12 protein-coding genes are annotated in these 15,854 nt (G+C 60.3%); 1 reads left to right on the top strand and 11 read right to left on the bottom strand.

The genetic code is table 11. The features are described 5' to 3' along the window. Positions 1–228: 228 nt before the first annotated feature. From brnQ to sdhC, 10 genes are all read right to left on the bottom strand, one after another. Positions 229–1,542 carry a branched-chain amino acid transport system II carrier protein gene (gene brnQ, locus AC3B5Q_RS08345; RefSeq protein ID WP_103469857.1) on the bottom strand — a complete coding sequence of 438 codons (1,314 nt, stop codon included), beginning with the start codon at positions 1,540–1,542 and terminating at the stop codon, positions 229–231. A 484-nt stretch (positions 1,543–2,026) separates the two neighbouring features. Beyond that, positions 2,027–2,911 carry a succinate--CoA ligase subunit alpha gene (gene sucD / locus AC3B5Q_RS08340; protein ID WP_016393102.1) on the bottom strand — a complete coding sequence of 295 codons (885 nt, stop codon included), beginning with the start codon at positions 2,909–2,911 and terminating at the stop codon, positions 2,027–2,029. Beyond that, complete coding sequence (sucC, locus tag AC3B5Q_RS08335; RefSeq protein ID WP_003254205.1) at positions 2,911–4,077, bottom strand: ADP-forming succinate--CoA ligase subunit beta; 1,167 nt, start codon at positions 4,075–4,077, stop codon at positions 2,911–2,913. Before sucC ends, sucD begins: the two co-directional genes overlap by 1 nt. A gap of 172 nt (positions 4,078–4,249) precedes the next feature. After that, entirely contained in the window at positions 4,250–5,686 is a 1,437-nt protein-coding gene (lpdA, locus tag AC3B5Q_RS08330; RefSeq protein ID WP_021784850.1) for a dihydrolipoyl dehydrogenase, read from the bottom strand. A 96-nt stretch (positions 5,687–5,782) separates the two neighbouring features. Continuing rightward, positions 5,783–7,006 (bottom strand): 2-oxoglutarate dehydrogenase complex dihydrolipoyllysine-residue succinyltransferase, encoded by a 1,224-nt coding sequence (odhB, locus tag AC3B5Q_RS08325; RefSeq protein ID WP_021784849.1) that lies wholly within the window; start codon positions 7,004–7,006, stop codon positions 5,783–5,785. 42 nt (positions 7,007–7,048) lie between these two features. Next, positions 7,049–9,880, bottom strand: coding sequence for a 2-oxoglutarate dehydrogenase E1 component (locus AC3B5Q_RS08320; RefSeq protein ID WP_021784848.1), 2,832 nt, complete (start codon positions 9,878–9,880; stop codon positions 7,049–7,051). Between the two features lie 246 nt (positions 9,881–10,126). Then, entirely contained in the window at positions 10,127–10,831 is a 705-nt protein-coding gene (locus AC3B5Q_RS08315; protein WP_003254212.1) for a succinate dehydrogenase iron-sulfur subunit, read from the bottom strand. 11 nt (positions 10,832–10,842) lie between these two features. After that, a complete protein-coding gene (gene sdhA / locus AC3B5Q_RS08310; protein ID WP_003254213.1) occupies positions 10,843–12,615 on the bottom strand; it encodes a succinate dehydrogenase flavoprotein subunit in 1,773 nt (590 codons plus the stop codon). A gap of 3 nt (positions 12,616–12,618) precedes the next feature. Next, a complete protein-coding gene (gene sdhD, locus AC3B5Q_RS08305; protein WP_003254214.1) occupies positions 12,619–12,987 on the bottom strand; it encodes a succinate dehydrogenase, hydrophobic membrane anchor protein in 369 nt (122 codons plus the stop codon). Continuing rightward, positions 12,981–13,367: a succinate dehydrogenase, cytochrome b556 subunit gene (gene sdhC / locus AC3B5Q_RS08300; protein WP_008091902.1), complete on the bottom strand. Its 387-nt coding sequence runs from the start codon at positions 13,365–13,367 to the stop codon at positions 12,981–12,983. Before sdhC ends, sdhD begins: the two co-directional genes overlap by 7 nt. A gap of 352 nt (positions 13,368–13,719) precedes the next feature. Here sdhC and gltA point away from each other — a divergent pair, with 352 nt between their 5' ends. After that, entirely contained in the window at positions 13,720–15,009 is a 1,290-nt protein-coding gene (gene gltA, locus AC3B5Q_RS08295; protein ID WP_021784847.1) for a citrate synthase, read from the top strand. A 218-nt stretch (positions 15,010–15,227) separates the two neighbouring features. Here the strand turns inward: gltA and AC3B5Q_RS08290 are convergent, their stop codons facing one another. Further along, positions 15,228–15,833 carry an START domain-containing protein gene (locus tag AC3B5Q_RS08290; RefSeq protein WP_028698271.1) on the bottom strand — a complete coding sequence of 202 codons (606 nt, stop codon included), beginning with the start codon at positions 15,831–15,833 and terminating at the stop codon, positions 15,228–15,230. Positions 15,834–15,854 lie beyond the last annotated feature (21 nt).

The following is a 15,854-nucleotide window of genomic DNA, read 5'->3' as shown; positions in this document are numbered from 1 at the left end:
TACCGAAAGGGCCATGTGCCTAAAGGATAGGGACCGGATTTCGACGCTGGCAAGCGGCAAAAGGCACACCTGCACACTGGAAAATGCCTGGCCTGCTGCGAAGAGACTGTAACAGGCAACCAACGAAAAGCCCCGCATCCTTACGGATACGGGGCTCTCTTGTTTTCACCCTTGGCGCGCACCCTTCGGCTTGTGGCCGGTGCCGCCCTCAGGCTTCGACTTGTGCGGTCAGGCCAACGCCTCGCGCGGCTTGCCGAGCATGCGGTCGCAGGCCACGGCACCCGCCAGGGTCACCACCGAAGGCACCAGCCAGGCCATGCCGGCATCACTCAATGGCAGGTGCGCCATGAAGTCCGGCAACACGTGGGCAAGGCTGCTGCCCTTGATCGCATCGACCATGCCGAACAGCAGCGATACCAGCATCACGGGCGCCAGGATGCGCGTTGGCGAGTTCCACAGGTCTTTCACGAAACTCAGGCCGACCACCACGATGCACGGTGGATAGATGGCGGTGAGCACCGGGATCGAGAACATGATCAGCTTGGTCAGGCCAAGGTTGGAAATCAGCAGCGAGAAGCCGGCGAGGATCACCACCAGTGCGCGGTACGACAGCGGCAGAATCTGGCTGAAGTACTCGGCGCAGGCACAGGTCAGGCCAACTGCGGTTACCAGGCAGGCCAGCGCGATCAGCACGGCCAGGAAGCCGCTGCCCAGCGAGCCGAAGGTGTGCTGTACGTAGGCATGCAGCACCGCGGCACCGTTGGTGGCGTCAGCCGCGATATCGTGGCTGGTGGCACCCAGGCGGAACAGGCTGATGTATACCAGCGCCAGGCCGACACCTGCGATCAGGCCAGCGATGATGGCGTAACGGGTGATCAGCTTCGGCGACTCCACCCCGCGCGAGCGGATGGCGTTGACGATGACGATACCGAACACCAGGGCACCCAGGGTATCCATGGTCAGGTAGCCGTCGGAGAAGCCCTTGGAGAATGCTGCAGCGGCATAGGCCGGCTGTGCGTCACCAATGGTTCCGGCTGGCAGGGCGAAGGCAGCGATGCCCAGCACCGCCAGGGCGATGATCTTCAACGGTGCCAGGAAGCGGCCTACGGTATCGAGCAGCTTGCCCGGGTACATGGACACCGCCAGTACCACGACGAAGTACACCAGGCTGTAGATGAACAGCGCCAGCGGGCTCTCACCGGTCAGCGGCGCAACACCCACTTCGAACGACACGGTCGCGGTACGCGGGGTGGCGAACAGCGGGCCTACCGACAGGTAGCACACGGCCGCCAGCAAGCCACCGAAGAACTTGCCAATCGGGCTGCTCAGGGCGTCCATGCCGCCACCGACCTTGGCCAGGGCGACCACGGTGATGACCGGCAGGCCGACGGCAGTCACCAGGAAGCCCAGTGCAGCCATCCATACATGCGGGCCAGACTGCAAACCGACGATAGGCGGGAAGATGATGTTGCCTGCACCCACAAAAAGCGCAAACGTCATAAAGCCAAGCGCCAGGATATCCTGGCCTTTGAGAACTTTCATTTAAGGTAGTACCACACTGCTGAAATCGGGATTCGAGAGGGGATTTCCCTTTGGATGAGGGGAAATGCTGCCCGGCTTGATAGGCCAGACCCGTTTAGCGTGTCGTTCCCTTTTGGGGTACGGGCACAGAGTGAACGCGTAATGTAACTGTTTTGTCAGTCAAACGCACTGGCACAGTGCTGCTTGTCCGATGTGCGTACATGTTTGTCGTCTGTGCGACCGAGGACAGGAGGAATTATCCTCGGATTGAAACATTCGTCTGCGTGAAAATTCCTATTAAACCTATCGAAGAATCCCTATCGCCAGCACCGGCCCCTTCGCGGGTGAACCCGCTCCCACAGGTACTGCATAGCCCCCCAGGGATTGTCATCTCTCTGAGGGGGCGTGCTTACCCACGAAGAGGGCGGCATAGGCATACAGAAACCCCACATACGACAAAGGCCACCCGAAGGTGGCCTTTGTGCGCGTGGGGGGTGTAGCAGTATTACTTCTTGGCTTCCCAGCCAGTCAGCTCGGCCAGGGCCTTGCCGATGTCAGCCAGGGAACGAACGGTTTTCACACCCGCGTCCTGCAGAGCGGCGAACTTCTCGTCCGCAGTGCCCTTGCCGCCGGAGATGATGGCGCCAGCGTGGCCCATGCGCTTGCCCGCAGGTGCAGTAACACCGGCGATGTAGGAAACGACAGGCTTGGTGACGTTGGCCTTGATGTAGGCCGCAGCTTCTTCTTCAGCCGAACCGCCGATCTCACCGATCATGACGATCGCTTCAGTCTTCGGGTCTTCCTGGAACAGCTTCAGGATGTCGATGAAGTTGGAGCCCGGGATCGGGTCACCGCCGATGCCGACACAGGTCGACTGGCCGAAGCCGGCGTCGGTGGTCTGCTTCACAGCTTCGTAGGTCAGGGTGCCGGAACGCGAAACGATACCGACCTTGCCTGGCAAGTGGATGTGACCTGGCATGATGCCGATCTTGCACTCGCCCGGGGTGATGACACCTGGGCAGTTAGGGCCGATCAGGGTAACGCCCAGCTCGTCGCACTTGACCTTGGCATCCAGCATGTCCAGGGTAGGAATGCCTTCGGTGATGCAGACGATCAGCTTGATGCCGCCAAAGGCAGCTTCCAGGATCGAGTCCTTGCAGAACGGAGCCGGTACGTAGATGACCGAAGCATCAGCGCCGGTAGCTTCCACGGCTTCCTTGACGGTGTTGAACACCGGCAGGCCCAGGTGGGTGGTGCCACCCTTGCCTGGGGTTACGCCGCCGACCATCTTGGTGCCGTAGGCAATGGCCTGTTCGGAGTGGAAAGTACCCTGCGAGCCAGTGAAGCCTTGGCAGATGACTTTGGTGTCTTTATTGATCAGGACGCTCATTACTTGCCCTCCGCAGCTTTGACAACTTGTTGAGCAGCGTCGGTCAGGCTGGTTGCCGCAATGATGTTCAAACCGCTTTCTGCCAGTACTTTAGCGCCCAGTTCGGCGTTGTTGCCTTCGAGGCGAACGACAACCGGAACTTTGACGCCGACTTCTTTCACTGCACCAATGATGCCTTCGGCAATCATGTCGCAGCGAACGATGCCGCCGAAGATGTTGACCAGAACGGCCGCGACATTGCTGTCGGACAGAATGATCTTGAACGCTTCGGTTACGCGCTCTTTGGTAGCACCACCGCCAACGTCAAGGAAGTTGGCCGGCTTGCCGCCGTGCAGGTTGACGATGTCCATGGTACCCATGGCCAGGCCGGCACCGTTGACCATGCAGCCGATGTTGCCTTCAAGGGCAACGTAGTTCAGTTCGAACTTGGCAGCGTGGGCTTCACGGGCATCGTCCTGCGACGGGTCGTGGAAGGTTTTCAGCTTCGGCTGACGGTACATGGCGTTGGCGTCGATGTTGATCTTGGCATCGAGGCAGTGCAGGTCGCCATCGGCCTTGATCACCAGCGGGTTCACTTCCAGCAGCGCCAGGTCGTGATCCTTGAACAGCTTGGCCAGGCCAACGAAGATCTTGGCAAACTGTTGAACTTGCTTGCCTTCCAGGCCCAGCTGGAATGCCAGCTCGCGACCCTGGAACGGCTGAGCGCCGACCAGTGGGTCGATGGTGGCCTTGAGGATTTTCTCAGGCGTTTCGTGAGCGACTTTCTCGATGTCCACGCCACCTTCGGTGGAAGCCATGAACACGATACGGCGGCTCGAACGATCGACTACAGCGCCCAGGTACAGCTCTTTGGCGATGTCAGTGCAGGATTCGACCAGAATCTTGGAGACGGGTTGACCGTTGGCATCGGTCTGGTAGGTAACCAGATTCTTGCCCAACCACTGTGCAGCAAACGCCTTGGCGTCTTCCTTGCTGCGAACCAGCTTTACGCCGCCCGCTTTACCGCGACCACCCGCGTGAACCTGGGCTTTTACAACCCACTCGTTCCCGCCGATCTTGTCGCAGGCTTCTGCAGCTTGCTCAGGGGTATCGACTGCGAAACCCTTGGAAACTGGCAGGCCGTATTCAGCGAACAGCTGCTTACCCTGATACTCGTGAAGATTCATGCTTTTTACCGTCTTCGTTAGGTACTGCGCTTCGGCGCTGCGCCATCAGTGGCGCCGCACCACCTGTGACCGTTGACCCCGGGTTATCCCATGTGATCCGGTCCGGCGGACTTTCCGCGGTGAGTCATGCACGCAAGACTCACGACGGGCAGCCCGCCGTGGTTTCTTATAATTAACGCTTCTTACGGTTGGCCACGTGAATGGCGCCGCCATTCACCGCCAGCGCTGCTTCATGCAACGCTTCGGACAGGGTTGGATGGCTGAAGACCATCATGCCCAGATCCTCGGCACTGGTGCCGAATTCCATTGCGATTGCGCCCTGCTGCACCAGTTCGGCAGCCGATGGGCCAATCACGTGAACACCCAGAACGCGGTCGGTCTTGGCATCGGCGATGACCTTGACGAAACCACCGGTGTCGTTGGCAGCCATCGCACGGCCGCTGGCCGCGAACGGGAAGGTGCCCACGTTAACCTCAACGCCCTCGGCCTTCAAGGCCTGTTCAGTCTTGCCGACCCACGCGATTTCCGGGTGGGTGTAGATGACCGAAGGGATCAGGTCGTAGTTCATCTGGGCCTTGTGGCCCTTGATGCGTTCGACGACCATGATGCCCTCTTCCGAAGCCTTGTGGGCCAGCATCATGCCGCGTACCACGTCACCGATGGCGTACACGCCCGGAACGCTGGTGGCGCAGTAATCGTCGACGAAGATGTAACCACGCTCGTCGATGGTCACGCCGCTGTCGGAAGCCAGCAGATCGGTGGTCACCGGGCGACGGCCGACTGCGACAATCAGCTTGTCGAAGGTGATCTTCTGCTCGCCTTCGGCGTTGGTGTAGGTCACTTCGACTTCATTGCCGTTGACTTTCGAGCCGGTGACGCGAGCGCCCAGCTTGATGTCCAGGCCTTGCTTGGTCAGGGTCTTCTGGGCTTCTTTCGACACGGCGGTGTCGGCAGCCATCAGGAAGGTGTCCAGGGCTTCCAGCACGGTGACTTCAGCACCCAGGCGAGCCCATACCGAGCCCAGCTCCAGGCCGATCACGCCTGCACCGATAACGCCGAGGCGCTTCGGTACGGCCTGGAATTCCAGGGCGCCGGTGGAGTCGACGATGACGTTCTGATCGACCGGAGCCGGTGGAATGTCGATCGGGCGCGAGCCGGAAGCCAGGATCACGTTCTCGGCTTCGATGATTTCGGTGGTGCCGTCAGCCTTGGTGACTTCGACCTTCTTGCCGGCCAGCAGCTTGCCGTGGCCCTGGATCGAAGTGACGCCGTTGGCCTTGAACAGGGTGGCAACGCCACCGGTCAGGTTCTTGACGATGCCAGCCTTGCGGCCAACCATCGCGGCGACGTCCATCTTCACTTCGCCAGTGGAGATACCGTGGACGTTGAAGCTTTCTTTGGCTTCCTTGTACTTCCAGGAGCTGTCCAGCAGCGCCTTGGAAGGGATGCAACCTACGTTCAGGCAGGTGCCGCCCAGGGCCAGTTTGCCCTCGGCGTCGGTGTATTTCTCGATACAGGCAGTCTTCAGACCAAGTTGGGCAGCCTTGATGGCAGCCACATAGCCGCCAGGACCTGCACCAATCACCACTACGTCGAATTTCTGGGTCATAAAAGATTCCTTTTTAGCTTCAAGCGGCAAGCTGCAAGCCGCAAGACCAGCAGGCTTCAGCTTGAAGCTTGCGGCTTGCAGCTTACAGCTGCGCGATTAGATGTCCAGCAGCAGGCGGGACGGATCTTCCAGCAGGTTCTTGATAGTGACCAGGAAGGTTACCGCTTCCTTGCCGTCGATCAGGCGGTGATCGTACGACAGCGCCAGGTACATCATCGGGCGAATCACGACCTGGCCATTGATGGCCATCGGGCGCTGGATGATGTTGTGCATGCCGAGAATGGCGGCCTGCGGCGGGTTGACGATCGGGGTCGACATCATCGAACCGAAGGTGCCACCGTTGGTGATGGTGAAAGTGCCACCGGTCATCTCTTCGATGGCCAGTTTGCCGTCACGGGCCTTCTTGCCGAAGGTAGCGATACCGTTCTCGATTTCAGCCAGGCTCATCGACTCGGCGTTACGCAGCACCGGTACCACCAGGCCACGGTCGCTGGACACGGCAACACCGACGTCGGCGAAGCCGTGGTAGACGATGTCGTTGCCGTCGATCGAGGCGTTCACGGCCGGGAAGCGCTTCAGCGCTTCGGTAGCAGCCTTGACGAAGAACGACATGAAGCCCAGGCGCACGCCATTGTGGGTCTTCTCGAACAGGTCCTTGTACTTCGAACGCAGGGCCATGACTTCGGTCATGTCCACTTCGTTGAAGGTGGTCAGCATCGCCATGTTGGACTGGGCTTCGACCAGACGCTCGGCGATCTTGGCACGCAGGCGGGTCATCGGCACGCGCTTCTCGGTACGGTCGCCAGCAGCGACGACAACCGGGGCAGCGGCAGCAGCGGCAGGCTTGGCAGCCGGTGCAGCGGCAGGTGCCGACTTCTTGTTGGCAACAGCAGCAACCACGTCTTCCTTGGTGACGCGACCGCCTTTGCCGGTACCTGCCACGGTAGCCAGGTCGATGCCGTTTTCTTCAGCCAGCTTGCGCGCGGCCGGGGCAGCAATCGGGTCATCTTCACCGGCGTCAGCGGCAGCAGCGGCCGGAGCAGCAGCAGGAGCGGCTGCCGCGGCTGGTGCTGCGGCAGCACCGCCTTCAACGATCGAACCCAGCAGTTCGTCGGACAGGACGGTGTCGCCCTCGCCCTTGACGATATCGCCCAGCACGCCATCGGCAGTAGCCAGTACTTCCAGGACAACCTTGTCAGTCTCGATGTCGACGATCAGCTCGTCACGCTTGACGGCTTCGCCCGGCTTCTTGTGCCAGGTGGCAACGGTGCCGTCGGCAACCGATTCCGGGAAGGTTGGGGCTTTGATCTCGATAGCCATTATCTGTGTTTCCTTAAATTCGGTTTCAGGTGCGCGAAGGCGTTAGACAGTGAAGGCGTCTTGCAGCAGTTTTTCCTGCTGTTCGACGTGCTTCGAAGCGTAACCACAGGCTGGCGCGGCGGAAGCGTCGCGACCGGCGTATTCCAGGGTCAATGCCTTGTTGTGGCGGCCCAGGATACGGCGCATGTGGTGCTGGCTGCTGTACCAGGCGCCCTGGTTCATCGGCTCTTCCTGACACCAGACCGCATGCTTGAGGTTGGTGTAAGGGGCGAGGATTTCGACCAGATCGTCCTCAGGGAACGGATACAGCTGCTCGATACGCAGGATGGCGATGTCTTCGCGGCCTTCGGCACGGCGCTTTTCCAGCAGGTCGTAGTAGACCTTGCCGCTGCACAGCACCAGACGCTCGACCTTGGCCGGATCGATTGCGTCGATTTCCGGGATCACGGTCTGGAACGAGCCTTCTGCCAGGTCTTCCAGGGTCGAGATGGCCAGCTTGTGGCGCAGCAGCGACTTCGGCGTCAGGACGACCAGCGGCTTGCGCAGCGGGCGGATGACCTGGCGACGCAGCAGGTGGTAAATCTGTGCCGGCGTCGTCGGTACGCAGACCTGGATGTTGTGCTCGGCGCACAGCTGCAGGTAACGCTCCAGACGCGCGGACGAGTGCTCCGGCCCCTGCCCTTCATAGCCGTGTGGCAGCAGCATGGTCAGACCGCACAGGCGGCCCCACTTGTGCTCACCACTGGTGATGAACTGGTCGATCACCACTTGCGCACCGTTGGCGAAGTCGCCGAACTGGGCTTCCCAGATCACCAGCGCGTTCGGCATGGTGGTGGAGTAGCCGTATTCAAAGGCCAGTACCGCTTCCTCGGACAGGAACGAATCGTACAGATCGAAACGTGGCTGGCCAGGGAACAGGTTCTGCAACGGGATGTAGGTGCTGGCGTCCTTCTGGTTGTGCAGCACCGCGTGACGGTGCGAGAAGGTGCCACGGCCGATGTCCTGGCCGGTCATACGGATCGGGTGACCTTCGAACTGCAGGGTGGCGTAAGCCATGGTCTCTGCATAACCCCAGTTGATCGGCAAGCCACCGGCCTGCATCTTCTGACGGTCTTCGTAGATCTTCGACACCTGACGCTGCACCACGAAACCTTCCGGCAGCTCGAGCAGCTTGGCCGATAGGTCCTGCAGGGTCTTGAGGTCGAAACGGGTGTCGTGACGCGCGGTCCAGGCATGGCCCAGGTACGGACGCCAGTCGACGAACAGCTCGCGGTTCGGCTCCTTGACCAGGCTCTTCACCACGTGCAGGCCATTGTCCAGCGCGTTGCGGTACTCGTCGATCTTGGCCTGAGCGCGCTCGGCGTCGATGCGACCAGCCTGGATCAGCTGCTCGGCATACAGCTCACGGGTAGTGCGCTGCTTGCTGATTTGCTGGTACATCAGCGGCTGGGTGCCGTTAGGCTCGTCAGCCTCGTTGTGGCCACGGCGACGGTAGCAGACCAGGTCGATGACCACGTCACGCTTGAACTGCATGCGGTAGTCGATGGCCAGCTGGGTGACGAACAGCACGGCTTCCGGGTCATCGCCGTTCACGTGCAGGATCGGTGCCTGGATCATCTTGGCAACGTCGGTCGCGTACTCGGTGGAGCGCGCATCCAGCGGGTTGCTGATGGTGAAACCAACCTGGTTGTTGATCACGATGTGCACGGTACCGCCGGTCTTGAAACCGCGGGTCTGCGACATCTGGAAGGTTTCCATGACCACGCCCTGGCCAGCGAATGCAGCGTCGCCGTGGATCGAGATCGGCAGCACCTTGTCGCCAACGGTGTCGTTGCGGCGGTCCTGACGGGCGCGCACCGAACCTTCGACCACCGGCGATACGATTTCCAGGTGGGACGGGTTGAACGCCATGGCCAGGTGCACTTCGCCACCCGGGGTCATCACGTTCGAGGAGAAGCCCTGGTGATACTTAACGTCACCGGAGCCCAGCTCGTTCATCTTCTTGCCTTCGAACTCGTCGAACAGCTCGCGCGGGTTCTTGCCGAAGGTGTTCACCAGCACGTTCAGGCGGCCACGGTGGGCCATGCCGATCACGACCTCCTTGGCGCCGTAAGAGCCGGAACGCTGGATCATTTCATCCAGCATCGGAATCAGGCTCTCGCCGCCTTCAAGGCCGAAACGCTTGGTGCCCGGGTATTTGGTGCCCAGGTACTTTTCCAGGCCCTCACCGGCGGTCACGCGCTCGAGCAAGTGGGCCTGCACGTCAGCGGAAAACTCCGGACGGCCGCGCACGCTTTCCAGGCGCTGCTGGAACCAGCTGCGCTGCTCGGAATCGACGATGTGGGTGAATTCGGCGCCAATGGTGCGACAATATGTCTTCTGGAGTGCATCGAAGATGTCGCGTAGGCTCGCCTCCTCTTTGCCGATGAACAGGTCGCCGGCACGGAAGGTCGTATCAAGATCGGCATTGGTCAAGCCGTAGTGATTGATCGACAGGTCTACGGGCGCAGGGCGCTGCCACAACCCCAACGGGTCGAGCTTGGCAGCCTGATGGCCGCGCATACGATAGGCCTGGATCAGTCGCAGAACTTCAACCTGCTTCTTCTCGTGTTCACTGCTCACGCTCCCGGCGGAAACCGGTTGGGCGCGGCGCTGGTTCTTTGCCAGCAGTACGAAATGGTCGCGGATTGTCGAGTGCGATACATCAGTAGCGGTGCTGCCGTCGGCTGGCAACTTCTGGAAGTAAGTGCGCCACTCTTCTGGCACAGCGTTAGGGTCGTGCAGGTAGAGCTCGTAGAGCTCTTCCACATATGCAGCGTTACCACCTGAAAGGTGGGCGCTATCCCACATGCGCTGCATCACGCTTTCTTGCATGCTTGGTCACCCTCGATTAGGGGACTGATCGGCGAGAGCCACAGCAAACCTGGAAAAGTCCGAAAACAGCGACTGAACCACGCCACCTGGATCCTGCTGATTTTCCGGGTACCAGCCCGGAAAGCCCCTGCTGGTCTCATATCTTCATAGGTAATGAACGCGGGCTTTGTGGGCCCTTGTTCGGGTTTTACCTCAGTGCGGGCTCACCACCCGCACCTCGGCTTACTGCAGGTACAACGCTTTGTATCAGGTGCCGCTTTGCAGCAGCATGTTACGTACGTGACCGATTGCCTTGGTCGGGTTCAGACCTTTCGGGCAAACGTTTACGCAGTTCATGATCCCGCGGCAGCGGAATACGCTGAACGGGTCATCCAGGGACGCCAGGCGCTCCTGAGTCTTGGTATCGCGGCTGTCGGCAAGGAAGCGGTAAGCTTGCAGCAGTGCTGCCGGGCCCAGGAACTTGTCCGGGTTCCACCAGAACGACGGGCAGGAAGTCGAGCAGCAAGCGCACAGGATGCACTCGTACAGGCCGTCCAGCTTGTCACGGTCTTCCGGCGACTGCAGGCGCTCGATGGCCGGTGCCGGGGTGTCGTTCTGCAGGAACGGCTTCACCTTCTCGTACTGCTTGTAGAAGATGCTCATATCGACCACCAGGTCACGAATGACCGGCAGGCCTGGCAGCGGACGCAGAACCAGCTTGCCGCCCTTCACAACCGCCGACAGCGGGGTGATGCAGGCCAGGCCGTTCTTGCCGTTCATGTTCATGCCATCGGAACCGCAAACGCCTTCACGGCAGGAGCGACGGTACGAGAAACCCTCGTCCTTTTCCTTGATCAGTGCCAATACATCCAGCACCATCAGGTCCTTGCCGCCGGTATCGACGTCGAACGACTCCATTTTTGGCGCCGAGTCGGTGTCCGGGTTGTAACGATAAACTTCGACTTTCAACATAGCAGCCACCCTTAGTAAGTCCGGACTTTTGGTTCGAAGGCTGGAACAGTCTTCGGCGCAAAGTTGACGCCGCGCTTGGCAACGCGCTTCTCACCCGGGTAGTACAGGGTGTGGCACAGCCAGTTTTCGTCGTCACGGTCTTCGAAGTCTTCACGGGCGTGAGCGCCGCGGGACTCTTTACGGGCTTCCGCCGCGATGGCGGTAGCTTCGGCAACTTCCAGCAGGTTCTGCAGCTCCAGCGCTTCGATACGCGCGGTGTTGAAGGCCTGGGACTTGTCGTTGATCTTGACGTTGGCGATACGGTCACGCAGACCGGCCAATTGCTCGATACCCTTCTGCATGTATTCGCCAGTACGGAATACACCGAAGTAGTTCTGCATGCAGCTCTGCAGCTCGCGCTTCAGGCTGGCAACGTCTTCACCGCTGGTACGCTCGTTGAGCTTGTTCAGGCGGTTCAGGGCAACATCGACGTCGGTGTCGCTGGCGTCGCGGTATTCCACGCCTTCGCTCAGCGCCTTCTCCAGGTGCAGGCCGGCAGCACGGCCGAACACCACCAGGTCGAGCAGCGAGTTGCCGCCCAGGCGGTTGGCACCGTGAACCGATACGCACGCCACTTCACCTACGGCGAACAGACCCGGGATGATGTGATCCTGGCCGTCGGCGTCCATGGTAATGGCCTGGCCATGAATGTTGGTGGCAACGCCGCCCATCATGTAGTGGCAGGTTGGCACTACCGGCACCGGTGCGACCACAGGGTCGACGTGGGCGAAGGTCTTGGACAGTTCGCAGATACCTGGCAGGCGGCTGTGCAGCACTTCCTCGCCCAGGTGGTCCAGCTTCAGCAGTACGTGGTCCTTGTTCGGGCCCACGCCGTTGCCGGCGATGATTTCCTTGACCATGGAACGGGCAACCACGTCGCGGCCGGCCAGGTCTTTGGCGTTCGGCGCGTAACGCTCCATGAAGCGCTCGCCGTGGGCGTTGATCAGGTAGCCACCCTCACCGCGGCAACCCTCAGTGACCAGTACACCGGCGCCGGCGATACCGGTCGGGTGGAACTGCCACATCTCGATATCCTGCACCGGCACGCCTGCACGCAGGGCCATGCCGATACCGTCACCGGTGTTGATCAGGGCGTTGGTGGTGGAAGCGTAGATACGGCCCGCACCGCCAGTGGCCAGCACAGTGGCCTTGGACTTGATGTACAGGGTTTCGCCGGTTTCGATGCAGATGGCGATCACACCAACGAATGCGCCGTCCTGGTTTTTCACCAGGTCAACGGCGTAGTACTCGTTGAGGAACGTGGTGCCAGCCTTCAGGTTGCCCTGGTACAGGGTGTGCAGCAGCGCGTGACCGGTACGGTCCGAAGCGGCACAGGTACGGGCGGCCTGGCCACCTTTACCGAAGTCCTTGGACTGACCGCCGAACGGGCGCTGGTAGATGCGGCCGGTTTCGGTGCGCGAGAACGGCAGACCCATGTGGTCCAGCTCGAAGACCGCAGCCGGGCCTTCCTGACACATGTATTCGATAGCGTCCTGGTCGCCGATGTAGTCGGAACCCTTGACGGTATCGTACATGTGCCAGCGCCAGTCGTCGTTCGGGTCGGCCGAAGCGATGGCGCAGGTGATGCCGCCCTGGGCGGATACGGTGTGCGAACGGGTCGGGAAGACCTTGGTGACTACGGCAGTCTTGTGGCCGCCTTGAGCCAGTTGCAGCGCTGCGCGCATGCCGGCGCCGCCGCCACCGATGATGATGGCGTCGAAGGAAATGGTTGGAATGCTAGCCATGGATCAGATACCCCAGAGAATCTGCACACCCCAGACGAAGTAAGCGAACATCGCAACGCCGCATACCGCCTGGAACAGGAAACGAATCGCAGTTGCCGACTTGCCGAACGACATAGGCGTCAGGTAGTCGGTTGCAATGGTCCACATGCCGACCCAGGCGTGAGCGCCCAGGGCAACGAGGGCCAGCAGACTGAAGATCCGCATCGCGTTGTTGGAGAACAGACCATGCCACTGGGTGTAGTCGATGCCTGGGTGGGCGACCACGTAGCCGATCAGGAAGAGGAAGTAAGCCGCGAGAACGACCGCAGAAACGCGCTGCGCCATCCAGTCATAGAGGCCCGAACGCGACAGGTTCGTGACATTGGTTACCATACCCAAACTCCCACCAGAACGATCAGCACCACGGAGATGACGATCACGATTTTCGAGCCCAGCTTGCCGCCTTCCAGCGTCTCACCGATACCCATGTCCATGATCAGGTGTCGAACACCTGCCACGAGGTGATAAAGCAGGGCGGACAACAGACCCCAGGTCACGAACTTGGCCAGCGGGCTGGTCAGACACGCCTTCACCTCACCGAAGCCTTCCTCGGAACCCAGCGACTTGCCCAGTGCATAAAGCATGATGGCAAGGCCGATGAACAGGATGACGCCGGAGATACGGTGCAGGATGGACGTGTACGCAGTGACGGGGAGCTTGATGGTCCTTAGGTCTAGGTTTACAGGTCGTTGGCTTTTCACGGCTTTTTTCACACTGAAGAGCCCCTAGCGAATCAGGGCAAAGTTGTTGGTAAGTGTACTGGTCAGGTACCCACCACCCAGGGAACGGCGACCCCCAGCAGTTCGGGCTTGCAAGCCCCTGGCGGTCGGGTGCCGAGTATAGACAGTTAGGCTGCTTATGACAACGTGACGGGGTAGCCCAAATAGCGCATTGCCTTTAATGAACAAAAGGCGTAAATGGGCGAGAATTTCGGGAAAAATCAGGCTTGAATGCTTGATTCAACAAGCCTTTAGGCAAATTGACATCTGAATTTATCCCTCTATAGTGGTGCGGGCCCTGCGTGGGGGGTCTGTCTGATGATTTCAAGCATTAATAGGAGGCCACATGGCTGACAAAAAAGCGCAGTTGGTCATCGAGGGCGCTGCCCCCGTCGAGCTGCCCATTTTAACCGGCACCGTTGGTCCTGATGTAATCGACGTCCGCGGGTTAGGGGCCACTGGTCACTTCACCTTCGACCCAGGTTTCATGGCGACTGCCTCGTGCGAGTCGAAGATCACCTATATTGACGGCGACAAAGGTATCCTGCTGCACCGCGGCTACCCGATCGAGCAACTCGCCGAACAGTCCGACTACCTCGAAACCTGCTACCTGCTGCTCAATGGCGAACTGCCGAATGCCGAGCAGAAGGCCCAGTTCGTCAGCACCGTCAAGAACCACACCATGGTTCACGAGCAGTTGAAGACCTTCTTCAACGGCTTCCGCCGCGACGCTCACCCGATGGCGGTGATGTGCGGCGTAGTCGGCGCCCTGTCGGCGTTCTATCACGACTCCCTGGACATCAATAACCCGCAACACCGCGAAATCTCCGCGGTGCGCCTGGTCGCCAAGATGCCGACCCTGGCTGCGATGGTTTACAAGTACTCCATGGGCCAGCCGATGATGTACCCGCGCAACGACCTGTCGTACGCGGAAAACTTCCTGCACATGATGTTCAACACCCCGTGCGAGATCAAACCGATCAGCCCGGTGCTGGCCAAGGCAATGGACCGGATCTTCATCCTCCACGCCGACCACGAGCAGAACGCCTCCACTTCCACCGTTCGTCTGGCCGGCTCGTCGGGTGCCAACCCGTTCGCCTGTATCGCCGCCGGTATCGCCGCACTGTGGGGCCCGGCCCACGGCGGTGCGAACGAAGCCGTACTGACCATGCTCGATGAAATCGGTGATGTTTCGAACATCGACAAATTCATCGCCAAGGCCAAGGACAAGAACGACCCGTTCAAGCTGATGGGCTTCGGTCACCGCGTGTACAAGAACCGCGACCCGCGCGCCACCGTGATGAAGCAGACCTGCGACGAAGTCCTGCGCGAACTGGGCATCAAGAACGACCCGCAGCTGGAACTGGCCATGCGCCTGGAAGAGATCGCCCTCACCGATCCGTATTTCATCGAGCGCTCGCTGTACCCGAACGTCGACTTCTACTCGGGGATCATCCTCAAGGCAATCGGCATTCCAACCAGCATGTTCACCGTGATCTTCGCCCTGGCACGTACCGTGGGCTGGATCTCGCACTGGAAAGAAATGCTCTCCAGCCCGTACAAGATCGGCCGTCCGCGCCAGCTGTACACCGGCGAGCAAAAGCGCGACCTCGTTGCCCTGAAGGACCGCAAGTAAGCTTTGATAGCCGAACGCAAAAAGGCTGCCCTCGGGCAGCCTTTTTTATTGTAAACCTGCTGGTCGCAGTTCGGCCTTTGCGGAGCGGCCCTGCGTCGCGAAAGGGCTGCAAAGCAGCCCAAGCAATATTGCGCTAATCCTAAGACTCCGGGGCCGCTGCGCGCGCCCATTCGCGACGCATGGCCGCTACCACAGAGAACCGCGCGCCGCGTTAAACCTCAGTTTTTCTCAGCCCGCTCACGCAGCTCTTTCAGGGTATTGAACGGCGCATCCACCACGAACTTGTTGGCCACCATTGCCGGCACGCTGCCGCCCGGCTCGGTGTGCACCTGGTAGGTCACCTCCGTGCTGTCGCCCTTGGGCACCAGCTTCCAGAAGCCCTCAACCTTGGCCACCCGCACAAAGCCCTTCTCTTCCGGCAAATAGGTCGGCACTTCCTTCAGGTTACGCACCAGGCTGCCGTCCGCCTCCTTGACCGTGGTCACATGCAAAACCGAATCACGCGGCGTCACCGGCCAGGGTGTATTGAACTGGGTGTAGGTCCAGGTCTGATCACCTTCTTGCTTGAGCAATTTCTGCAACTTGCACTCATGAATCCATGCGCAGGCGCCCACCACATCTTCCTGCAACGCCTGCACCTTGGCCAACGGCGCCTTGATCACGGTAACACCCTGATAGGCCTTGTACTTGGAACCGGCCACTTCGCTGAGGGATACCTTGATCCCGTCCTCGTTCTTGGCCACTTGCCAGTTTTCAGCCCAGGCCACAGGCGACAGCAGAACACCCACGCCACACAGCAGTGCAATACGCTTGAACGATCTCATCATGTTTATCCTTGTTGTCGA

It is taken from the genome of Pseudomonas sp. D5(2026) (assembly GCF_057766845.1).
This window is presented reverse-complemented; position numbering and strand designations above follow the sequence as displayed.